The sequence below is a fragment of the Flavobacterium sp. N1994 genome (assembly GCF_025947145.1).
GTDB lineage: Bacteria > Bacteroidota > Bacteroidia > Flavobacteriales > Flavobacteriaceae > Flavobacterium.
On the sequence record NZ_CP109999.1, the window covers coordinates 2,768,663 to 2,792,264 of the forward strand.

At 33.5% G+C, this 23,602-nt stretch carries 13 protein-coding genes; 3 read left to right on the forward strand and 10 right to left on the reverse strand.

The annotated features are described in order from the left end of the window. Complete coding sequence (locus tag OLM53_RS12415) at positions 1-2,916, forward strand: T9SS type A sorting domain-containing protein (protein ID WP_264520546.1); 2,916 nt, start codon at positions 1-3, stop codon at positions 2,914-2,916. A 75-nt stretch (positions 2,917-2,991) separates the two neighbouring features. Here OLM53_RS12415 and OLM53_RS12420 read toward each other — a convergent pair whose 3' ends face one another. From OLM53_RS12420 to porU, 5 genes are all read right to left on the reverse strand, one after another. Continuing rightward, a complete protein-coding gene (locus OLM53_RS12420; RefSeq protein ID WP_264520547.1) occupies positions 2,992-4,623 on the reverse strand; it encodes a pyruvate dehydrogenase complex dihydrolipoamide acetyltransferase in 1,632 nt (543 codons plus the stop codon). A 2-nt stretch (positions 4,624-4,625) separates the two neighbouring features. Beyond that, positions 4,626-5,627, reverse strand: a complete 1,002-nt coding sequence (gene pdhA / locus OLM53_RS12425) for a pyruvate dehydrogenase (acetyl-transferring) E1 component subunit alpha (protein ID WP_264520548.1) — start codon at positions 5,625-5,627, stop codon at positions 4,626-4,628. A gap of 142 nt (positions 5,628-5,769) precedes the next feature. Next, on the reverse strand, positions 5,770-6,252 hold the full coding sequence (gene cdd / locus OLM53_RS12430; protein ID WP_264520549.1) for a cytidine deaminase: 483 nt from the start codon (positions 6,250-6,252) through the stop codon (positions 5,770-5,772). Positions 6,253-6,345: 93 nt separating this feature from the next. Next, positions 6,346-7,533, reverse strand: coding sequence for a type IX secretion system outer membrane channel protein PorV (porV, locus tag OLM53_RS12435; RefSeq protein WP_264520550.1), 1,188 nt, complete (start codon positions 7,531-7,533; stop codon positions 6,346-6,348). A gap of 38 nt (positions 7,534-7,571) precedes the next feature. Further along, positions 7,572-11,462 (reverse strand): type IX secretion system sortase PorU, encoded by a 3,891-nt coding sequence (porU, locus tag OLM53_RS12440; protein WP_264520551.1) that lies wholly within the window; start codon positions 11,460-11,462, stop codon positions 7,572-7,574. A 206-nt stretch (positions 11,463-11,668) separates the two neighbouring features. On the opposite strand from porU, the gene gldJ reads away from it, so the two are divergent. Both gldJ and OLM53_RS12450 read left to right on the forward strand, forming a co-directional pair. Further along, the gene (gene gldJ, locus OLM53_RS12445) at positions 11,669-13,396 is read left to right on the forward strand and encodes a gliding motility lipoprotein GldJ (RefSeq protein ID WP_264520552.1); all 1,728 of its coding nucleotides are present in this window, start codon (positions 11,669-11,671) and stop codon (positions 13,394-13,396) included. 67 nt (positions 13,397-13,463) lie between these two features. Continuing rightward, entirely contained in the window at positions 13,464-14,747 is a 1,284-nt protein-coding gene (locus OLM53_RS12450; protein WP_264520553.1) for a UDP-N-acetylmuramoyl-tripeptide--D-alanyl-D-alanine ligase, read from the forward strand. A 1,604-nt stretch (positions 14,748-16,351) separates the two neighbouring features. On the opposite strand, the gene OLM53_RS12455 is transcribed toward OLM53_RS12450, so the two are convergent. The 5 genes from OLM53_RS12455 to OLM53_RS12475 form a co-directional block, all read right to left on the reverse strand. Continuing rightward, positions 16,352-17,068: a LytR/AlgR family response regulator transcription factor gene (locus OLM53_RS12455; RefSeq protein WP_264520554.1), complete on the reverse strand. Its 717-nt coding sequence runs from the start codon at positions 17,066-17,068 to the stop codon at positions 16,352-16,354. Between the two features lie 6 nt (positions 17,069-17,074). After that, complete coding sequence (locus tag OLM53_RS12460) at positions 17,075-17,392, reverse strand: Hpt domain-containing protein (protein ID WP_264520555.1); 318 nt, start codon at positions 17,390-17,392, stop codon at positions 17,075-17,077. Next, positions 17,379-20,081, reverse strand: a complete 2,703-nt coding sequence (locus tag OLM53_RS12465) for a PAS domain-containing protein (protein WP_264520556.1) — start codon at positions 20,079-20,081, stop codon at positions 17,379-17,381. Before OLM53_RS12465 ends, OLM53_RS12460 begins: the two co-directional genes overlap by 14 nt. A 4-nt stretch (positions 20,082-20,085) precedes the next feature. Next, positions 20,086-20,628, reverse strand: coding sequence for a heme NO-binding domain-containing protein (locus tag OLM53_RS12470; protein WP_264520557.1), 543 nt, complete (start codon positions 20,626-20,628; stop codon positions 20,086-20,088). A gap of 238 nt (positions 20,629-20,866) precedes the next feature. Beyond that, on the reverse strand, positions 20,867-23,593 hold the full coding sequence (locus OLM53_RS12475) for a PAS domain-containing protein (protein ID WP_264520558.1): 2,727 nt from the start codon (positions 23,591-23,593) through the stop codon (positions 20,867-20,869). Positions 23,594-23,602 lie beyond the last annotated feature (9 nt).

Sequence of the window (23,602 nt, forward strand, 5' to 3'; positions counted from 1 at the left end):
ATGAAAATCAGATTACTTATTGTCTTGTCGTTATTTGTCTTTCAATGTTCCTTTGCTAATACGATAACAGCTGTTGATCCTGTGGCACCAACGCTTCAACCTTTAACTTATTGTGACCCTAACAATGATGGGTTTGGGACTTTTGATTTTGCCGATTTGAATTATGTAATACTTGCGGCGCAATCAAGTGCTGCTTCTAATTATGTTGTAGGGTATTATAGTACTTCAACCGATGCTCAAACGGGTGCTAATCCAATATCGAGTCCTTATAATAATGTCAATCCATGGAATCAAACCATTTATTTTAGGGTAACTAATATCAATACGAATGCTTTTACAGTTGGGAGTTTGCAATTGGTTGTGAATCCAACTCCAGATGTCACCGTTCCTACTGATATTTCAATGTGTGATTCTAATAATGATGGTTTTGAGGCATTTGATTTAACCTCATTGGTACCCCAACTTGTGGGTGTTAATAATCCAGCAACTATTACAGTAACTTTTCATACGTCACTACTTAATGCCAATTTAGGATCCTCCCCTATTACTCCAATTAGTAATTATGTTGCCGCTAATGGAACCGTTATTTGGGCTCGTGTTGCCGTAAATGCTACAGGATGTTATAAAGTGGTTAGTTTTCATTTATATGTTACTCCGATACCACAGTCGATGCAGCCTAATTATCCTGAATATGCTTTGTGTGATTCTACCGGAGCAGTAGGTTATGAGGTATTTGATTTGAATTCAAGAGTTCCTTCTATCCTTATGGGGCAAACGGGAATGTATGTAACTTTTCATACTAGTTTGGCCGATGCGCAAAGTAGTACGAATCCGATTGTGAACCCCTCTGCGTATGTTAATTCCTCTATATATGTTCAGACACTGGCTATTAGAATAACCAATGCGGTTACAGGATGTTATACTATATCTACTATGGATATTGTAGTTAAACCTTTGCCACATTTGACACCACCAACAAGTCCTTATACTGTTTGTGATGCTGATCAGGATGGTATTGCTACATTTGATTTAACATCAATGGCAGGTGATTTAAATCAGGGAAATACAATTCCCTACATCATAACATTTTATGAAACGTTTACAGATGCTGTAATTGGGGGTAATGAAATAACATCACCTTATGTAAACATTAATCCATTTGTACAAAACATATATGTAAGAGCAGAAGATCAAATTACTCATTGTTATTCGGTAATTTCCATTCAACTTGAGGTAAATCCGGCACCATTAGCTTATACGCTTTCCTGGCTTACTGCATGTGATACGGATGCCAATCCTCAGGATGGAATTACTACAGTTGATTTAACACAAAAAACAGCTGCAATTTTTTCAGTACAGCCATTGCCTGCTTCCAATTATACGGTAACATTTTATACAAGTCAGGTTTTAGCCAATGCTGGAATTAGCCCGATTATACCAGTAACAAATTATACTGGAAGCAGTGGACAAACCATTTGGTATCGCGTAGAAAATAGCGCAACACATTGTTATAATGTTGGCAATTTTCAATTAATTATCAGCGGTCCTTTTGCTGTAACTACTCCAACACCCTTGCAGGTTTGTGATAGTGATGCTAATCCGAATGATCAATACACCACTTTTGATTTGAATGTGAAAAGCACGGAAATAAATCAATTCCATCCAGTTTATTTAGTTACTTATTATCCGAGTTATATGGATGCAGTCAATAATACAAATCAAATAACTAATCCGACTGCTTATACTAATGTGACACCAGCAGTTCAAACCCTTGGTGTTAGGGTAACCGTTCCAACGGGATGTGTAACGTTGTCAACTTTAGATATCAGAGTATTGCCAGTTCCGACACCCAATACCAATCCGCCTGCATTGGTTTCACAATGTGATGTCAACAATTCAGGCGATATGATGGAAATGTTTGATTTAACACTTAATGCAGCCTACATTGTGAATGGTGATCCTAATTTAACGTTGCATTATTTTGCTACAATGGCTGATGCTCAATTTAATTTGAATGAAATATTGACCCCAGTAGCAGCTTTGGTTGGTTCCAATGTTTGGATTAGAGTTGAAAATAGTTATGCAGATTATTTAGGTAATCATTGTTATGTTTTGGTAGAACAGCCTTTGAGGGTTTATTCGTTGCCAAATCCAATTATTACTACTGCTACTGGATTTAATACTGTTTATGTTGATGCTAGTAATACTGTGGTACAATCTCTTTTACTTGACTCTGGGGTGATAGGAAACTATAGCTATCAATGGTATCTTAATGGAACTTTGATTGCGGGTGCTACTAATTCGACCTATTCAGTGAATTCAGCAACACCTAATAACGAAAGCAGGGCTTATAGTGTAAGTGTTGAGAATGCTAGTGTTTCAGGGTGTTCTGCTATGTCTTTAGGTTTTGTGGTATTGCAATCTAATGGTGTGCCACCGCCTACAGGTTTGGTTTCGCAATCTTTTGCTCCTGGTGCTACTTTAGCTAATATTGTTATAAATGGTACTAATGTGCAATGGTATGCTACGGCTACTAATAAAATGACAACATCTACTCCGCTACCCTTAAATACTCCATTAGTAGATGGTACTACTTATTATGCTACCCAAACTGTTGGAGGGATAGAAAGTGTTGCTCGATTACCCGTAACGGTTCATATTACTTTAGGAGTTACTGACAATGAAATATTCCCAATACGATTTGCGCCAAATCCGGTTAAGGATATTTTGACGTTGCAGTCGAGTGTTGTTTTAAAGTCGGTTACGGTTTATACTATGCTTGGGCAAAAGGTGTTCGAGCAAAAGGTTGATGGTACTGCCATAACGATTGATTTATCCAGATTGACTACTGGAAATTATATTGTCAAGGTTCAGGGAGAAACTGGTCAAAAGACACTAAGAATAATTAAAGAGTAATAAATAAAAAACCCATTCAAATGAATGGGTTTTTTTATAAAGTTCCCTCGACTGCGCTCGGGATGACATTTTAATTTACGCTAACATCGTCACTGGATTTTCCAAGAACTGTCTAAGGGTTTGCAGAAATTGTGCTCCTGTTGCTCCATCAACAGTGCGGTGGTCGCAAGCTAAGGTTAGGGTCATCGTGTTTCCTACTACAATTTGGCCATTTCTTACTACCGGTTTTTCTTCGATAGCTCCTACGGATAGGATAGCAGAGTTAGGTTGGTTGATGATAGAAGTGAACGATTGAATACCGAACATTCCTAAGTTAGACACTGTGAACGTACTACCTTCCATTTCGGCTGGTTGTAGTTTTTTAGATTTGGCTTTACCTGCTAAATCTTTTACAGCGCCACCAATTTGAGTTAAACTCATTTGGTCAGTGAAACGCAATACCGGTACTACTAATCCGTCTTCTACGGCTACAGCTACACCAACATTTACGTGGTAATTTATGGTTATCGCATCCTCACTCCATTGCGAGTTTACTTTAGGATGTTTTTTCAAGGCCATAGCACAGGCTTTGATGACCATATCATTAAAAGATACTTTCGTATCTGGAATGGTATTGATAGTTGCTCTTGATTTCATGGCTTCGTCCATAGCTACTTCTATCGTTAAATAGAAATGCGGTGCGGTGAAGATAGATTCTGAGAGACGTTTCGCAATGGTTTTACGCATTTGCGAATTTTTGATTACCTCTGACATGGTTTCTCCTGCTGGAACAAAAGGTCTCACAGGAGCTTGTGGTGCTTCGCTTGAGCTTGGTGCTGAAGCTACTGCTTGTGGAGCTGCTGCAGTAGAAGGAGTGAAGTTTTCGACATCACTTTTTGTGATACGACCGTTTTCACCTGAACCTTTTACTTGAGCTAGATTGATACCTTTTTCTTTAGCAATTTGTTTGGCTAATGGAGAAGCAAAAATTCTTGCTCCATCATTAGTCTGAATAGCTTCGGTGGCTGGTGCAACTACGGTTGCTTGTTCTGTTGCTGCCGGAGTTGAAGCTGGAGTAGCGCCTCCTTTTTTATAGTTTTCGGCTATGCCAGTAATGTCTGTTCCTGCAGGTCCGATGATAGCTAATACACTATCTACGGGTGCTGATTGCCCTTCTTGAATTCCGATGAATAATAATGTGCCAGCGTTGAACGATTCGAATTCCATAGTAGCTTTATCGGTTTCGATTTCGGCTAGGATATCTCCTTCTTTCACTTCGTCACCTACTTTTTTCAACCAAGTTCCCACGGTTCCTTCTGTCATGGTATCGCTTAAGCGAGGCATGGTTACTACTATTACTCCTTTTGGCACCTCGACTTCGCTCGGTGTGACAGTTGCTGTTGGAGTACTTTCGGTTGTAGCTGGAGCTTCTGCTTTTGTTTCAACAGTTGCAGGAGCAGCTCCTGAGATTAATCCAGAAATATCTTCTCCTTCTTTTCCAATAATGGCTAAAAGAGAATCTACTGCTGCAGTTTCACCTTCTTTAATTCCTATGTATAATAAAGTTCCAGCATTGAAAGATTCAAATTCCATGGTGGCTTTATCAGTTTCGATTTCAGCTAGAATATCCCCTTCTTTAACTACATCACCCACTTTTTTCAACCAAGTAGCAACGGTTCCTTCTGTCATTGTATCGCTTAAGCGAGGCATTGTGATTTTTGTTGCCATAATTATAATCTGTGAGGGATGAAAGGATAATTTTCTTGTTCGTACACCACATCGTATAATTGTTGTGCTTCTGGGAATGGAGATTCTTCGGCAAATGTGGCACATTCTTCTACTAAATCTTTTACGCGCTCATCAATTTCTTCGATAGCTTCTTTCGTAGCATAACTTTTTTCCATGATGACATCAAGTACTTGTGTGATGGGGTCGATTTTTTTGTATTCTTCGACTTCTTCTTTTGAGCGGTATAATTGGGCATCCGACATAGAGTGACCTCTATAACGGTAAGTTTTCATTTCTAAGAAAGTAGGTCCGTCACCACGACGTGCTCTTTCCATAGCTTCATGCATTGCTTCGGCTACTTTTACTGGATTCATTCCGTCTACGGGTCCGCATGGCATTTCGTATCCTAAACCTAATTTCCAGATGTCGGTATGATTGGCAGTTCTTTCTACAGAAGTTCCCATAGCGTACCCATTGTTTTCACAAATGAATACTACAGGTAATTTCCATAACATGGCCATATTGAAAGCTTCGTGTAAAGAACCTTGACGTGCTGCGCCATCACCAAAATAGGTAAGAGTTACACCGCCAGTATTGAAATATTTATCGGCGAAAGCCATACCTGCACCTACTGGAATTTGCGCTCCAACAATACCGTGACCTCCGTAAAATCCGTGTTCTTTGGAGAAGATGTGCATCGAGCCTCCCATTCCTTTGGAAGTTCCTGTTACTTTTCCTAAAAGTTCCGCCATTACTCTTTTTGGGTCAACACCCATTCCGATAGGTTGAACGTGATTACGATAAGCTGTAATCATTTTGTCTTTACCGCCTAAGTTCATAGCGTGTAAAGCACCTGCTAATACTGCTTCTTGACCATTATATAAGTGAAGAAATCCTCTAACTTTTTGTTGAATATAAAGTGCGGCCAATTTGTCTTCAAACTTTCTCCAAAATAGCATGTCTTCATACCATTTTAAATAAACTTCTCTGGTTACTTCTTTCATTTGTTACTTTTTACTAAAGTGTTATTAAGTTGTAATTTTTATGATTCAACGCAAAACAGTTCACTCACTCACAAATTTGCGAAAGGCAAAAGTAAAACATTCCGAGTAAGAAGTAAAATTTAAAAGAGTAATTTTTACCTAGCTACAAGAAGTTTTTATCGAAACTTAAAGGCAAAAGATTTTTGATAGAATCTGATTTGTAAACTTCGCCACTTTCTCCCATGAAATAGATTTCAATTGGAGTGTTTTGTTTGAATTCATATTCAGAAATCGATTGTCTGCAACCGCCACAAGGAGGTATTGGAGATAGGGTTTTATTGGTGTCTGATGCTGCTGAAATGGCCATTTTAATGATTTTGGCATCAGGATAAATTGAACCCGACTGAAAAATGGCAACTCTTTCTGCGCATAAACCTGATGGATAGGCTGCGTTTTCCTGATTAGAACCTAAAACTATTTTGCCATTATCTAAAAGGAGCGCTGCACCCACTCTAAATTTAGAATAAGGAGCGTAGGCATTTTTTCTAACTTCTATAGCTTGGTTCATTAACTCTTGAACATCTTGCGGAAGTTCTTCAACAGATTGAAATGCAGTGAACGAGGTATTGATTTCTATTTTTTTCATTCGGAATGACTAATTTTTCATTGGGTATTGAGGAAAAAAAATCCAAATCTCTTTTTTTGAAATTTGGATATTATTTTTATCAGTTACTATCTATTAATAATCGTCGTATTTATCACCAAAGTTAAACGATAATGAGAAACGAAGTGTATTTTCTAATGGGTTTTTCACTTGTGAAGCAGAGAATAAATAAGATACATCCACTTTAACTACATTGTATTTGAACCCAGCTCCAAGAGAGAAAAATTTACGAGCTCCTTTTTCTGGGCTTTCGTGAAAATAACCTAATCTAAAGGCAAAAGAATCTTGATACAAATATTCAGTACCTACAGAATAAGTAATCTCTTTAAGTTCTTCACTAAATCCACCCGGTGCATCATTGAATGATTGGAAAATCCCTGAAACCCAATTGATTTTATTGTATTGACTGTTGATAATGGCACTATCACTATTGTCGATTACTCCGTCGCCATTAACATCTTCTAGTTTTTGAGGGGTAGGCACTAATAATTTTGCAAATTCAACATTGATAGATACTTTGTTGAAATCATCTAAAATAAAGTCATAGCCTCCACCAATTCTCATGTTGGCTGGAAGGAAATTGGCACTGTTATCATCGGAAGCTCCAGCGTCATAGTTGATTTTTGGCCCCATGTTTTGGAAATTAAAACCAAGACGTAAACGGCCATTAAAACTCGAGAAAGCCGCTTCTTCACCTTGATAAAATCCAGCGATATCTACTGCAAATGAGCTTGCTGGTTTTGCATCGCCTGAATCACCTGACGGAATTCTTAAAGCGGAACGAATATATCTTCCAGCAACTGCCATGGCAAAATGCTCACTTAATTTTAACGAATACGAACCATCTAATGCTAACTCACTTGGTTTAACAATTTGAGCCGGATCATCTGCATTTTGTCTCAACTCAATTTCTCCTAAACCAAAAAAACGTAAACTTCCTGCAAAGGCATTTCTTCCTTCGGCTCCGAATCGGTTATAATAGGTGGCTTGTCCTAGAGAAATATCGTTTACTAAACTTGTTAAATAGGGTGTATAACTGGCAGTGAAACCTTGTTTGTCTGTAGCGAAAGCATATTTAGCTGGATTCCATTGTTGCGAAAAATTATCCGGAGAAGTAGCAACTCCTTGATCAGCCATACCAGCTGCACGAGCATCAGCCGCCACCAAAAGGAAAGGAACCCCAGTAGTGATTACTCGGCTATCTATTTGGGCATTGATGATTTGTATGGAGGTTAGTAAAAGTAGTAATGCAATTTTTTTCATTTTCAATTTTAATAAAAGTTAACAAATATAGTATTTTCCTAAAGGATAACAAGTTTTTCTATTTTTTCTGCTTTTTTATTCGATAAAGTGGACCTTACAGTTAGTTTGTAGACATAAACGCCTTTACCAATTCGGTCACCAAAATCATCTTTTCCATCCCAAGTGATGTCTCTGGAAAGAAATCCGTCTGTAGTAATCGTTTGATTTTTTGTCCAAACTATTTTTCCCGTTATAGTCATTACTTGCACTTGCACTTCTAAAGGTTCAAAGGGTCTGTTATGTGAAAACCAAAATTCAGTATAGCTCACAAATGGGTTTGGATAATTCAGTACGTGACTTAGCGTTATGCTTTCATCTCCCACTACCACAAATTGTATTTCAGCAGTTACGAGATTGTTATACACATCCCAAGCTTTAAAAGTGATAGTGTGTAAACCAACGGCTAAATTTCGGAAGGGAAAGTAAACACGACCTTTTTTATAATCATTTAATTCCGTTTCATAATAATCATTCATGATGAAGGGTTTTGTTTCATCTCCATCAAGAATGCCCAGGATGTCATGTCCAATGCCACTGGCTGTGTTGATACCGTGTTCATCTTCAAGTTTTGCCAAGAAAAAAGGAGAGGTATTGGTAATGCCACCGTTTACAAACGTTTCATCATTCATGTATAATTTTACGGTTGGGGGTGTTACATCGGCAACAGCATTCGTGTTAATTCCTCCAATTTTTATATCGGTATTATAACCTGTCTTATCTAATAAAATGGTATTTCTTTTGGTATAAAAACTGATTCTGCCATTGTCCACAGGGATTCTTATGTCTCTTGGCACATAAAATCCGAATTCAAAATTCCCATTAGTAACGGAAGCATTTCCTCTAAAAATGGTTTCACCAAGAATGGTAAATGGCATTTTTGGAGCTGTATCGTAAGCATCATCAATAATGGCGTCATAGCCATCATTTCTCTGTGTTTCCGTATGAATGTTTTTATCAAAAATATTTACGGCTAATTCTCCATTATAAGTGGGTACAATATTGTTGTTTTCGTCTAAAATCTCGCCTGTTAATTTCACATAGGCTAAGGATTTAAAATCGTCAATTGGTCCAGTGATAGGCATGCCGTTGACTTTAGTTAAAACCACTTTGGGTCTAGGAATGGCTAGCATCAAAGCGGGATCGCCTAAACAAAAGACTACATTAGTGGAAGGATTGGAGTTTATGTTTTTGGCAAGACGTAAGGATTCGGCAATTGAAGTGTAATTATTACTTCCGTAGGCAAATAAATATTCGCCTATTTTGTCGTTAAATGTTTGAGCTGGAGATTGACCAATTTCTCGAATGGTAGTAATCATAGAAATGGCTCCTCCTTTTGGATTCCAATAGGTATATTCGCCAGCCGTAGGACGGTATGGATTATCAAATCTGGAAAAAGCACAAGTAATGGTAATGAATAAGGGATATTTATATTGATTGCTTAAATTTTGTCCGTCTGTTTTTTCCCAAATTCGTTCTTCAGTCAAACCATCTTCGCCACCATGTCCCAGATAATTAAAGACTAAAGCTCCTTTTTCAAAAGCAGCAAAAATTTCCTCTCTTGCTTTGGGATATCTTTTTCCTCCCGCTGAAGTTTCTTGCTGATAGGAGTCTAGGAGAATTTTTTTTATGTTTATGAATGGTTTTTCGGTTGAGATTCTGTCGGCTAATCTGTTTTGAAAGTACTGAAGTTGATTATCGCCAGTTCGATTTGGATCGATGGAGGGGTCGTCAGCTATGGCTACATAATTATTTCTCCAACTTCCATAAGATTTAAGATCATGGTATTCAATTACTTTATTTACCATTTCAGCAGCTTGTTGTTCAGTGCTAACAATCATCCTTCCCACCGCTATTTCGATTCCGCCTAAATCAATATAGTTGCTGGTATAGGAGTCTAATTTTCCTGAATTAGCATCCATCATGGCATAAAAATCATCAGAGGCAAAGGAGGAATCGGTTTCGGTATAACTGTTTATCGCTTGATAAATAGGAACGATGTTGGTGTTGTTCGCTATTCGGTCTTTGAAATCATAAGATGCATCTCCGAAAAGATTTAAATATTTGACTCTTTTGTCAGGAGCTGAAGCGTTGAAATACACATATTTAACAAAATTCCTGATGGCTCCAATGTCTTGTTTGCCAGAAGAGAATTCTTGATAGATGTTTTCCAGATTTACTACCTTAACATTCAAATTAGAATAACTTCTGTGGAAGGCAGCTAATTTTTCGGCTTCGGAATTTAAAAATTTAGGGGTTATAATTAGATAGTCAACATCTTTGAATTGCCCTTGTGCGTCGTTGAAAATAGTGCCTTTCAGATTTTGATTGTCGACTATTGTTTTAGATTCCTTTAAGGGAGTATAATAATCCGCATTGTCAACGGCAATATATTTTCGGACTTGACCTAAAAAGGATTTGAATGAGAGGGAGCTTTGGGTATTGTCAATTTTAGTAACATTATAGATGTCTGTTATGTCCCAAACTTGTGAGATTGCAGCTGCGTTGGCTATTTGATATTCTCCAACAACACCTAACATAGCACCAGCTTGGTCATATTGAAAGGGAAATTGTTTTCCATACCCTTGCAAATTTCTAGTGGCTTTAATGTTGATATAATCTAAATATCCTTTTGAACTAGGAACGCTATTGTTATCATAGGTAACTTTTACAACAACATCTTCAGAAGAAACATTGACAGCAACATTATTTAGGGATCCATCACTTGCGGAAACACCACTATTATTGGTTAAGGCATTGAATCCAATATTACCAACTAATTGACTATTAGCTTCTACTTTAAAAGAGGTAGTGTTAAAAGCAATTGATGCAGCATGAACAGTTACTTTTATGGGTAATGACGTAACTAAATTTGGAAATTTAAAACTGAAATCTTGCTCATTATCAATACTAAATTGTTCGCCAAACCATACTCTTCCTAGCTTGCCAATATTTACTTCTTCAGTTTCGTGAAATTGATAATCGTCAAAAGTATTAATGATGGCTGTAGCACTAGAAGTCGGTTGCGCCATGTCAACGATACGTTTTCCCATATCTCCATTGGCAGTCACGTAATAATAGGATTTATTGGCATAGATGTTTAAATTGCTTCTATAATCTTCATTCCATTTATCGAGGCCTTCAGCATAAAAAAGAATATAATCTTGATTATCAAAAACGCCATCATTTTCGCCAACAAATTGAATGGCATTTTCAGCTAAATCCATCGGGTAATCCACAGAATTTAGAAGGGGTAATAAGCGACCTCCGTTGCCATAGATTTTTATTTTTCTCGGATCGACATTCGTATCAAACCCCAAGCTTTGAAGAAAGCCTTTAGATATTTTGTATACTCCAGATTTCTCTACATAAAAGCGATACCATTTTCCAGAATCTAAAACGGAGTTTCCAATAGTTACGATATTATTAGCAACAGGCGTTGTTCTCATAGCAACTTGGCTAATTGAATAGCTGAAAGATACTAATTTTTTAAAAGTAGTTCCTTCTTTAATTATAGGTGTTATTAAAATTTTACCATAATATTGATCGCGAGCAACGTTGTTTTTGAAAGTATATTTGAATGATGTAGGAATGTTTTTGAGGGCAATATCTCCAAGTTGATCTTCTGGAATAGATTCAAATACAAGATTGGTTAGTTGAAATCCGCTCTCGTTTATTTTGCTGTTAAGCTTTATGGTTAAAGAATAGTTTATAGTTTTTGAATAAGTATCAAAAATATAATTTTCGGAATTGAATTGAGGAACCATGAAGTAAAAATCACCATAGAACAACTTTTTTTTGTTCGTCCAGTTTAATGAAATGTTCCCTTGTTCTTGAGCAAATGCCAAGAAAGTGCTCAAAAACACTAAGTAAATGGTAATATTCCTTTTCATAAGTAAACAATAAACGTAAATATGATGAAAAAAGTATAAAGGAGCAAAAAAATATTTTTTTTGAGTTGAAATACAATAAAACTTTTAATTTTGCGTTATGTATCTGACGCGTCTTTAAAGGGCGAATTTAGTATTAATTTAAAAAAACTGTTGCAATTTAAAGGTAAATACTTATATTGCGCTCGAAATTTATACCTACTATGAATATGAAAGTAAACAAAGTTATTGCTGTAAAGTTATTACTATCCTTAGTAATGATAATCGGTTTTGCTAGTTGTAGTAAAAAATCCAGCACTAAAGGTGGTGGTTCTAGAGCCACTGGATGGAAAATCAACGATAAAAAAGGAGGTTTTCAATACGCTAACAAATTTAAAAAACAAGCAACCGGCCCTGGTTTAGTTATGGTTGAAGGAGGAACATTTACCATGGGTAAAGTTCAGGATGACGTTATGCATGATTGGAATAACACTCCAAATCAGCAACACGTTATGTCTTTCTACATGGATGAGACAGAAGTAACAAATTTAATGTATATGGAATACTTAAATTGGTTAAAAACAGTTTTTCCACCAGACCAAGACAATTATAAAAACATCTACGAAGGCGCTTCACCAGACACATTGGTTTGGAGAAATCGTTTAGGATATAATGAAACGATGACTCAAAACTACCTAAGACATCCAGCTTATGCTGAATATCCTGTAGTTGGGGTTAATTGGATTCAAGCTACTGAATTTGCAAAATGGAGAACCGATCGTGTGAACGAAAAAATCCTTGAAGAGCAAAAGTATTTGAAAAAAGATTCAAAGGTTACTGATATGACCGCTGATAAAGTTTTCAGTACAGAAGCCTATCTTGCTTCTCCTTCAACTGCAAAAGGGGGAGATGAAAAACTTGTTTTGAAAAGAGGTGCTGGTAGAGGTGCAAAACCTGCTGCAAAAGGAGCTGCTCCTGGAGCAAACAATACTGCTGGAAACAGCGCTAAAAATGTTTACGCACAAAGAACTTCAGGTTTGATTTTACCAGAATATAGATTGCCAACGGAAGCTGAGTGGGAATATGCTGCTGCTGCTGATGTAGGTCAAAGAGAATACAATCAATACAAAGGACAAAAGAAATATCCTTGGTCTGGAAGTTATACTCGTTCAGGGAAACGTCAAGTAAGAGGAGATCAATTGGCTAACTTTAAGCAAGGTAAAGGCGATTATGGTGGAATTGCAGGTTGGTCTGATGATGGCGCTGATATTACTAACAAAGTGAAATCATATCCGCCTAATGATTTTGGATTATATGATATGGCAGGAAATGTGGCCGAATGGGTTGCTGATGTTTACAGACCTATTGTTGATGATGAAGCTAACGATTTCAACTACTACAGAGGAAATGTTTATACCAAAGATAAAATTGGAGATGATGGAAAAGTAGAGTTAGTTACTGCTGAGACTCAAAAATTTGATACCTTGTCTAATGGTAAAATTATTTCAAGAAATTTCCCTGGTCAAATTGCTAAAGTGGCAGTTGATGAGAAAGAAACTTATTTAAGACAAAACTTTACTCAATCAGATAATAGAAACTATCGTGACGGTGATAAACAATCAACAAGATATTTCAAATTTGGTGGATCTGAAGAAGGAGATGAAAAAGGAAAGCTTAAAGACGATCAAAGAATGTATGATTCTCCAAGGCATAATGTTTCTACAGATAGTTTAGGAAATATGGTTAGAAAGTATGACCACTCTAATAAACGTACTACTTTAGTAAATGATGATGTTAGAGTTTATAAAGGAGGTTCTTGGAGAGATAGAGCGTATTGGTTAGACCCAGCACAAAGACGATACTTTCCACAAGATATGGCTACTGACTTTATCGGATTTAGATGTGCCATGTCAAGAGTTGGTCCAAAAGCTGACAAAAAGAAAAGAGCAAGAAACTAATTTTAGTTCTGTATAATACAAAAAAGCCCTATTTTTAAGGGCTTTTTTATTTTAACTATTTTTCCAAATGACCATTCAAGAGATTCATAATTTATTTTTGCAATGCAGTAAGGTTTCAATTGATACCCGAAAAATTCAAGCCAATTCATTTTTTGTTGCCATCAAAGGAGAGCGTTTTGATGCTAATACTTTTGCTAAAGAAGCATTAGAAAAAGGAGCATCTTATGTTATAATTGATAATCCAGATTACTTTATAGATGAGCGAACAATAGTAGTAGCCGATAGTCTAATTGCGCTTCAGGAGCTAGCCAAATTCCACAGACACTATTTAAAGCTGCCTATAATTGCATTAACAGGTAGTAACGGAAAAACTACAACCAAAGAATTAATCAATGTAGTCCTTTCTAAAAAATTCAATACTACAGCTACTACAGGGAACTTGAATAATCATATTGGAGTGCCACTAACCTTATTGTCATTTACTACTGAAACAGAAATTGGGATTGTAGAAATGGGAGCCAATCATCAAAAGGAAATTGAGTTTTTATGTGAAATAGCCCAACCTGATTATGGGTATATTACCAATTTTGGAAAAGCGCATCTTGAAGGATTTGGAGGAGTAGAAGGCGTAATAAAAGGGAAAAGTGAAATGTATGCTTATTTGAAGTTGAATAATAAATCGGTTTTTGTTAATTTGGATGATGATATTCAGAATGCTAAAACAGTAAATTTCAATAGGGTTACATTCAGTCAAAAGGAGATGAATGCTACTGTTTTTATTGAAAGTGTTACCGCTAATCCGTTTGTAAAAATTAAAGTCTTGGGTGTTGAAATCCATTCTCATTTAATCGGATTGTATAATGCCAACAATATTAATGCAGCCATAACTATTGGAAATCATTTTGGAGTATCTATAAACGATACTAAACAAGCAATTGAAAGTTATATTCCCGAGAATAATAGATCTCAGTTATTGACTAAAGGTACAAATGAGATTATATTAGATGCCTATAATGCCAATCCGAGCAGTATGAGAGTAGCTTTAGAAAACTTTATACAATTGGATAAAGACAATAAAGTAGTGATCATTGGCGATATGTATGAGCTTGGTGAAGAAAGTCTTTCAGAACATAAAGCTATAGTAGAGTATTTGATGGACAATAGTTTGTTTGAATGTCATTTCGTTGGGAAGGATTTCTTTGTCAATGCAATTTCAAAAGACAACTTCCATTTTCATAGTACATTTGATGATTTTACAGCCTTTTTAAAGTTGAATACATTAGAAAATAAAACGCTGTTGATAAAGGGCTCAAGAGGAATGGCATTAGAGCGGACTTTGGAATATCTATAAATAAAAACTCCTCAATTTGTTGAGGAGTTTTTTTGTTGAGTTATTTTCGAATCAGATTAAATGCTAGTTTTAAGTATGTCATGATTTTAAAAGGAATATTTGCTATGAAAAGAAATATTTTTTCACCCTTTTATATCAGAATGAAACCATCAAAGCAACCCACAATTTATTTCATTCGCTGATGGTATCTTGCAAACAAAATTTCATGTGCAAGATTCTTTTTTTAAATTCTGAAGCACTACTAAGTTTTTTTTCCCAAATGAGAATTTAATCTGTTTCTCACTATCCAACATAATAATAAAATCATACTCGTTTCTTTTAAATAAGTTAAAAAAAAAGTTAAGACACAGATTGTTTTTGCTCATTTTTATATCTACGATAGAGACAAGTGCAATCGGTTCACTATCAATCTTATAAAGTATAAGGTTGCCTTCTTTGATTAGTCCAAACTTTGATTTGTAAACAGTCATTGCATTTTTTTATGTTAACTTGCTTTTTGATATAATTTGTTTTTTATGATTTTATTTTTAGTCATAGTTATCAATTCACTTGCTTGATCTTCGCAGTTATCCTTTACAATTATAGGAGTAAAATGATAGTGTACTGTTATAAGTAAAATTTTATAGTGATAGTTTTTAAAAAAAAAGAAATCAATAGGAGTACACTTGAAACAAAAATAAAGGCAAGTTTGTAATTTTGTCCTATACTATTTCCCAAAAGAAATGTTGAAAAAACTAAGGCGCAAGAAGTGACAAAAAGAGAATGGTTATTTTTTAAGTTTCTTTCTTTTTTAATATTGATTTGTTTGATATCATTGATGTCAAATTGTAGTAACTCATCATTTCTATTGAGATAAATTTGGTCCTGTAAAATTAATCCAACAGTATTAAAACATTCAAATTTATCGTGGTGTGATTTATTTAGTATTGAGGTTCTGTTAATCATAAGTAGGTAAATCAGGATTAAAAAAAGGTTTTACTTTCAGGTGTAATTTGGGGTGATAATTACTGTAAACGGTTTGTTTTTTTTAAAAAACCATCCCGATACATCAGGATGGTTTTAGTGTCAAATAAAAAAAATAATAAACACAACCCTAAAATTTCCATATGGAAAAGCGTGTTATTTCAAAATATAAGCCCTATTTTATGTAATTACATTCATAATTACCAATGGCCTTTATCAACTATTGTTTGCTTACTACTATTACAATTTGTTATACTAGTTTCAGTATTAAAATTTGATTTATCACATGAAATATTAGTAGATTTAATGAGGATGCATCAATTCTAAATGTGTAAAAAATAGGCAAAAAAATAAAATTCACATAAATGACAAATTTTGGCAGAGTACGAGTACCTTTTTTCATAATATGTCAGATTAAATTCTAATACTTATTAGTGTTTTACATAGCAAACTTACGGAGGAAGTTGCATGTGTTTTTTGAAAATCGGTTGAGAGTTGCTTTTCTATAGTTGAATGGTTTTTTTGAAGCGGTCAAAGGTTATTTCGACTAAATTCATTCTTATGTGTTTCAAAATAAAAAAGAGTAAACTATAAGCTTTCGCTAATAATTTACTCTAATTTGTAACTATAATGAGTTTTTGCTATAATAAATTAAGCCGTTTCATTAACTCTGCTTTATTTCCACGACTTACTGGAATAACATCTTTTCCAATTAAAACACTATTATCTTCGATGTCAATTATTTTTTTAGTGTTAATTACATATGAACGATGAATTTTTAAAAATAAATCTTGTGGTAATTTCACTTCAATTTTTTTTAATGTAGTATGAACTATATAAGAGCTAGTGTCTGTTTTAATAGTAACATAATCTCCATTGGCTTTAATCAATGTGATGCTTGGAATGTCAATTTTTATTAAACGATTATTAATGTTGACATAGAATTCATCAGGTATATTGCTCAGTTTTTTTTTCTCACTAAAAGGAATAATTTTTTTTACTGTTTCAACACGCCAATTTAATTTTTGCATTGCTTTTTCAAAGCGATCTTCCGTTATTGGTTTTACCAAATAATCAACGATACAATCGTATTCGAAGGCATTAATGGCAAAATTTTTATCAGAAGTAATTAATACAATTTTAGGAGGGTTTTTAATGGTATTTATAAAATCAAAGCCTGTAAAATCGGGCATATGAATATCAAGAAAAACAACATCAACTGTATTTTGGTTTAAGTATTTAATGGCGTCTATAGCATTGCTAAATTCCTCAACCACATTCAGTTCAGTATAAAGTGCAATCATTTGAGCAATAACTGCTCTTGCCATCATTTCGTCATCTATTATAATGCAATTCATATTTTTTTATAAGCAACTCACAAATTGCTGAATTAAAATTAATGTTTCTTCAAATGCTATCTGTAATTTTTTTCTATTATTTTGATTGGATTTTTCATACTCATCCGCTAAATGATAACTATTTTCCAAACCTAAAATGCCAATTTTATTTTTTAACTTGTGTATAGATTCTTTTGTATCATTCCATTTGTTATTTTGTAAACTTACAAAATAAGTATCAATTTCAATAGGGATTTCGAATTTGAGTATTGCTATAAATTTTTCTTTTACTGCTTCTTCATTTCTCGAAAGTTTATTGATGTAGTCTATATTAGGTTTTTCCATGATTCTTAGGTAGTTTGATAAAAAATGTGGTTCCGATTCCTAAAGAACTTTCTAACCAAATAGTGCCATGGTAGTAATCAACTATTCTTTTTACAATGGATAGTCCTATACCTGTAGATTGTTCTTCTTCTGAAATAGTTTGAAATAAATCAAAGATTTTTCTTTGGTACTTATGATCAATTCCCTGTCCGTTATCTTTTATAGAAAATAAATACTCTTTATTGTGTTCTTGATAATCTATTTCGACGATGCCTTCTTTTTTGTCTATATAGTTAACGGCATTGCTGATTAAGTTTTGAAACAATTGTTGCATTCTGAAAAGATCGGTTTCAATTATTGGTAATTCTTTTTTGATATTTACATTAATGTTTTCAGGGATGTGTATGATTTTAATACAGTTTTGAACTATTTCATTAAGGTCTATTTTCTCTTTAATTTCTTTATTTGAATCTACTTTTGAATAGGTTAAAATTCCTTGAATTAAATTATCCATTTTCTCTACTTTATCCTCAATCAATTCAAAATAATTCATGGTAGTTTCGTTAAAAAGATTCATATTATCTTCTTTTACCCATGAAATTAGAGAGTGGATACTTCGCAAAGGAGATTTCAAATCGTGTGAAACCATATGAGCATATTCATTAAGCCGTTCGTTTTGTGTTTCTAATCGCTTTAAAAGTTGTTCTTTCTGGAGTTCCAATTTTTTTTGCTCAGTAATATCCAAGTGGATACCAATAGAACCTATAATCTCACCATTAAGATTATAATTGGGAGCGCCACTTATCATCCAATACTTTTCTTCACCATATTTATTGACAATAGGTACTTCATAAGAATTGGATTGTCCAATATTGCGTTCTTTTGTTTTATTTTCAATGATACTTTTATTAGTATCTTTCACAAATAAATCTGTAGCTTTTTTTTCTAAAAGTTCCTCTATACTATAACCGCTCATATTAGAAAAGGATTGATTAGCTAGTTTGATAATGTCATGTTTATCAACTTCTAATAGTCCCATATTCATATTTGCAATAATGTTGCTATACTTTTCTCTTTCTTTAGCAATATTTTCGTAGTATCTTTTTTTTAAGGTAACATCTTCATAACACCATATATAACCTACTAATTTTTCTCCTTTATGCATTGGAATAAAACTTCTTTCAAGGCTACGACCGTCAGTTAATTCGATTTCTTCTGTAATAACAATTTCTTTTTTTTGGAGTATATCTTTAATTCGGTTTAAAAAGGCATCAGGATTTTTAAAAAAATCTTTTGATTGTTCCGCCATTACTTCACAATCAAAATCTTTGAGCATATGGGGTTCTAAAGGAATTCCAAAAAGGTCACAGAATTTTTTATTTACTAAAATAATTTTACGGTTTTCATCTTCTAATAAAATCCCCGATTGTAAATTTGCTATTAATGAATTTAATCTCTCTTCTGAGGTTAAAATTTGTTCTGTATGCTCTTTTTCTATAGTAATATCGTCCATGGTTGCGAAAAATTTAAAAACTTTACCATTCTTGTCATGAATAGACTGTCCATTTAAACGAACCCAATATTTTTCTTTTGATTTAGTGTAGTGTAACATTTCACAATAAAAAGCCTCTCCATTTTTTATTTGCTCTTTTAGATAAGAAATTGTATTAGGACAGCTTTCGGGGCCATGCAATAGTTCCCCAGGTTTTTTTTCTATAAATTCATCAAATGTGTAACCGGTCATATTTAAAAGACTTTGGTTAACCCATTCTGTATTTCCTTTTTCATCAGTAATGATTACCGCACTAAAAGATTTCTCTGCTATAGAAGACAATAGTAGCAATTGTTCTTCCCTTTCTTTTTCTACAGAGATATCTTCTATTACTGCAAAGTAGTTAATTACTTCACCTTGTTCATTTTTGATTGGTTGCTTTGTAGTTTTGTAATAATATTTTTTATTGTTTTTGGTAACAATATTTTTTTCTCCTTCAAATATAATTCCCTTGCGGAAGTCTTCTAGTATTTTTTTCTTTTTATTAGTTCCAGTAATTTTACAGGGTCCAAAGGATAATATATTTTTACCTATAATTTTAGAGGAAGTCATATTTACGATGCTTTCATAGGCTTTATTACACCAGATAATGTCACCAATAGCATTGGTTAAAACGACGCCATTTTTATTAGCACTTGCAACCAGTGATTGTATGTTTAGATTTTCTTTATCTTGTTTTAATTCTTTTTTTTGATTATTTATAGTTTCTAATAGTTCTTCTAGTTCCTGGTTTTTAATTTCTTGGTTTTTGAGTACGTGAAGTATGTCAAGTAATGGATCGTGTTTTGCAAAATCACTGATGGTTAATTTATTATCTACCATTTCATCCATAGAAACAAGCCAAGGAGAACCAACAAAGAGTACTCCATTTTCATGAGGTTCAAATTGACCTCTAAGCGATAATTCGTTTGATTTTTTGTCAGTAATAACAACCAACTGATTAAAAATTGATTTTATGTTTTGAGGTGTTGGCGTTGTTATTAAAGGTCTTTTGATATTGAAATAGGTACTAAAAACTTCACCTATAGCCAGTTTTGGATAGATTTTCGAAAGACTTGTTCCAAAAGACTTCAGCTTTAAATCTTCATCTATTATTATATGGAAAGGGAAAATATTATTAAATGAAGTTTTGTTAATTACAATTGGTGATTCACTCATACGCTTACCAACTTATTTTAAAAATTTCAAATTCGGCATTATTTTCACGTGATTGAAGTAATTCTATAGTGGTATCGGTAGTAAATATAATACTTAACCCTTGTATTAAACCACGAACAAATTCTTGTAAACCTTCTCTTTTAGAGATGTAATGTAAATTAAGACTTCTCTCGGTAATGTCAGTCACTTTAAATTCAGGTGGTGTTAGTTTGGGATAAATTAACATAACTCGGTTGTGAAAAATCGGTAAATTAATCAAGAACTCTTTTAATGTAGACCTTCCTGACTCCATTAAAGAGCCATATTTTTCTCTAGTGGTTTTGACAATCCACCATTCTCCTAATGATAGTAAAACTTCGTTAATTGGAATAGAAAGTTCTTCAGAAATTGTTTTTGCTAATGTAAAAGTGATTTCATCATCATAAGCTTTATCACTGATAAAAAAATCATGGTCTATACCGCTTTTGGCATGGATGATTTTCCAAATGTCTTCACCATAATTGGTAATTATTAATTCTTCTATTGCTTTATTTACAATTCCGTACATTATATTTAATTTAAAAAACATATTACTCTTACATTTCAATATTTTCACACTATTTGAGATTGATCTCAGTTACTTAGATTTGAATGAAGGAACAATGTTTGAGCTATTTACAATTTTTTGTTTAATAATTATTTTTCAAGTAAGAATAAAAAAGCATTCAAATTTAAACTTTTTTAAAGACTAATTGTGATGTTGTTTTTTAATGTTGTATTTTTTTGATTGATACTATTTTCAATTATTATATATTGGTTGTTTTGTGGCGTATAGTTTTTTTATGAAACTTTGGTAATTTGATAAAAAATGTGGTTCCTATTCCTAAAGAACTTTCCAGCCATATTTTGCCATTATAATAATCTACAATTCTTTTAACTATAGATAATCCTATTCCTGTAGCTTTAGTATCTTTTGAAAAAGATTGGAACAGCTCAAAAATTTTGAGTTGGTACTTGTCATCGATGCCTATGCCGTTATCTTTAATCGAAAATATATAGTCATTGCCAATGTCTTCATATGTTATTTCAACAATTCCTTCTTTTTTATCAATATAGTTAACAGCATTGCTAATCAAGTTTAGAAACAATTGTTGCATTCTGAAATGATCTGTTTCAAGTATTGGTAATTCTCTTTTGATAGTTATGGTAGTATTTTTTGGAATATGCATTATTTTGATACAGTTTTGAACAATTTCATTAAGGTTTAATTTTTCTGTAACTTCTTTATTTGATTCTACTTTTGAATAGGTCAAAATTCCCTGAATTAAATTATCCATTTTTTCTACTTTATCCTCAATTAATTCAAAATATCGGTCAGTTGTTTCATTAAAAATGTTTTTATTGTCCTCTTTTATCCATGTAATTAAAGAGTGAATACTTCGCAAAGGTGATTTTAAATCATGGGAAACCATGTGGGCATATTCGTTAAGTCTTTCGTTTTGTGTTTCTAATCGCTTTAAAAGTTGTTCTTTTTGAATCTCTAATTTTTTTTGCGCGGTTATGTCTAAATAGATACCTATTGAACCTATTACTTCTCCGTTTACATTATAATTGGGGGCACCACTAATCAACCAATATTTTTCTTCACCAACTTTATTAGTAATCGGAATTTCGTATGAGTTTGAAATTCTATTCAATCTATTTATCATTTTTTCTTTTAAAATGATTTTACTTTTATTATTTAAAAATAAATCGGAAGCTTTTCTGTTAATTAATTCAGTGTCTGCATAACCACTCATTTCAATAAAAGATTGATTAGCTAGTTTGATAATATCGTTGTTATCTACTTCTAACAGTCCCATATTCATATTGGCAATAATACTACTGTATTTTTCTCTTTCGGCTTCCAGACTTTCTCGGTATCTTTTTTTGATAGTGACATCTTCATAACTCCATAGATAACCGTCTAATTTCTTCCCTCGATATATTGGAATAAAAGTTCTTTCTAGAATTCGTCCGTCTGCAAGTTCCACCATTTCTGCGATTACAATTTCTTTTTTATCGATGGTTTCATTCACTCGTTGTAAAAAATGATCAGGATATTTAAAGTAATCTTTGACTCCTTTTGCAATCATTTCACAGTCTAATCCCTTCATAATCTCTGGATCGGCGTCAATTTCAAACAAGCTGCAAAATTTGCTATTGACTAACAATACTTTTTTGTTGTCATCTTCAAACAAAATCCCTGACTGTAAATTGGCAATCAATGAATTTAATCTATTTTGTGATTCTATCAATTGCTGATTAAATTCTTTTTCTAAAGAAATGTCTTCTTGTATAGTAAAGTATTTTTTAATCTTCCCTTGTTCATCATGCAAGGCCTGACCTTGAATTCGAACCCAATATTTTTGTTTGGATTTGGTATAGTTTATAATTTCACAATCAAAAGGCAACCCATTTTTTATCTGCTCTTTTAGATATAGTTTTGTTTTTTTGTCTGTCTCCGGACCATATAATAAAACATCAGAACTATTTCCAATTATTTCTTCAATACTATATTCAGTCAAATCTAAAAAGCTAGAATTGACCCATTCGATTTTCCCATCTTTGTCCGAAATAAGAACTGGGTTGCTGTTTTTTTCAGCTATAGAAGAGAGAAGTTTTAATTGTTCTTCCTTTTCTTTTTCAATAGAAACATCTTCAATAATAGCAAAATATTGTGACACATAGCCCTCTGAATCAAAAATAGGTTGTCCATTTATTTTAGAACGAAATGACCCTTTTTGTTTTTTGGTGTGGAGATATTCGACTTCAAAAGGGACGCCTTTGTAAAAAGCTTCAATCATTTTGTAAATTTCCTTTTTATTGGATAATTTACCACTACCAACCTCAATCAGTGATTTTCCAATAATCTCTTTTTTTGAAAACCCCGTGATGTATTCAAAGGCTTCGTTACACCAAAATATTTCTCCTTGGGGTTGTGTAAATACCACCCCATTTTTATTGGCACTGGCTACTAATGATAGTCTGTTAAGTTCTTCTTTATCAATTTTAAGTTGTTTACTTTGGGTATCAATGGTTTTAATTAGTCCTTTTAACTCGATATTGTTTTTTTCTTGATTTTCGAGTACATGGAGTATTTCCAATGCAGAATCATGAAAGGCAAAATCACTACGTTCTAGTTTCTTTTGGCTTACCTCTCCTAATGACATGAGCCAAGGAGAGCCTAGAAAGAGAAAATTACTTTGTTGCCGCTCAAATTGACCTTTTAATGTTAAAGTTTTAATTCCTTTAGAGGTAAATATGACTGACTGGTTGAGTAAGGTTATGAAATTCTTTGAAGTGATGTTTTCTTTAAAAGGTCTTATCACCGTAAAAAAATCTGTAAATAATTTATCTTCTTCAAGGTTGGGCATCATCTTACCAATACTGTTCCCAAACTTCTTAATTGTGAGATTTTCATCAATTAGGATGTAAAAAGGGAAAATGGTATTTAAAGTAGAGTCCGTAAAAGTAAATTGTATATCTGCCATAGGTCAGCC

Bases quoted from the DNA above. Each gene is read 5' to 3' on its own strand.
- OLM53_RS12415 (WP_264520546.1), top strand. From the start codon at position 1: ATGAAAATCAGATTACTTATTGTCTTGTCGTTATTTGTCTTTCAATGT.
- porV (WP_264520550.1), bottom strand. From the start codon at position 7,533: ATGAAAAAAATTGCATTACTACTTTTACTAACCTCCATACAAATCATC.
- gldJ (WP_264520552.1), top strand. From the start codon at position 11,669: ATGAAAGTAAACAAAGTTATTGCTGTAAAGTTATTACTATCCTTAGTA.
- pdhA (WP_264520548.1), bottom strand. From the start codon at position 5,627: ATGAAAGAAGTAACCAGAGAAGTTTATTTAAAATGGTATGAAGACATG.
- OLM53_RS12465 (WP_264520556.1), bottom strand. From the start codon at position 20,081: ATGAGTGAATCACCAATTGTAATTAACAAAACTTCATTTAATAATATT.
- OLM53_RS12460 (WP_264520555.1), bottom strand. From the start codon at position 17,392: ATGGAAAAACCTAATATAGACTACATCAATAAACTTTCGAGAAATGAA.
- OLM53_RS12470 (WP_264520557.1), bottom strand. From the start codon at position 20,628: ATGTACGGAATTGTAAATAAAGCAATAGAAGAATTAATAATTACCAAT.
- cdd (WP_264520549.1), bottom strand. From the start codon at position 6,252: ATGAAAAAAATAGAAATCAATACCTCGTTCACTGCATTTCAATCTGTT.
- OLM53_RS12455 (WP_264520554.1), bottom strand. From the start codon at position 17,068: ATGAATTGCATTATAATAGATGACGAAATGATGGCAAGAGCAGTTATT.
- OLM53_RS12420 (WP_264520547.1), bottom strand. From the start codon at position 4,623: ATGGCAACAAAAATCACAATGCCTCGCTTAAGCGATACAATGACAGAA.
- OLM53_RS12450 (WP_264520553.1), top strand. From the start codon at position 13,464: ATGACCATTCAAGAGATTCATAATTTATTTTTGCAATGCAGTAAGGTT.
- OLM53_RS12475 (WP_264520558.1), bottom strand. From the start codon at position 23,593: ATGGCAGATATACAATTTACTTTTACGGACTCTACTTTAAATACCATT.
- porU (WP_264520551.1), bottom strand. From the start codon at position 11,462: ATGAAAAGGAATATTACCATTTACTTAGTGTTTTTGAGCACTTTCTTG.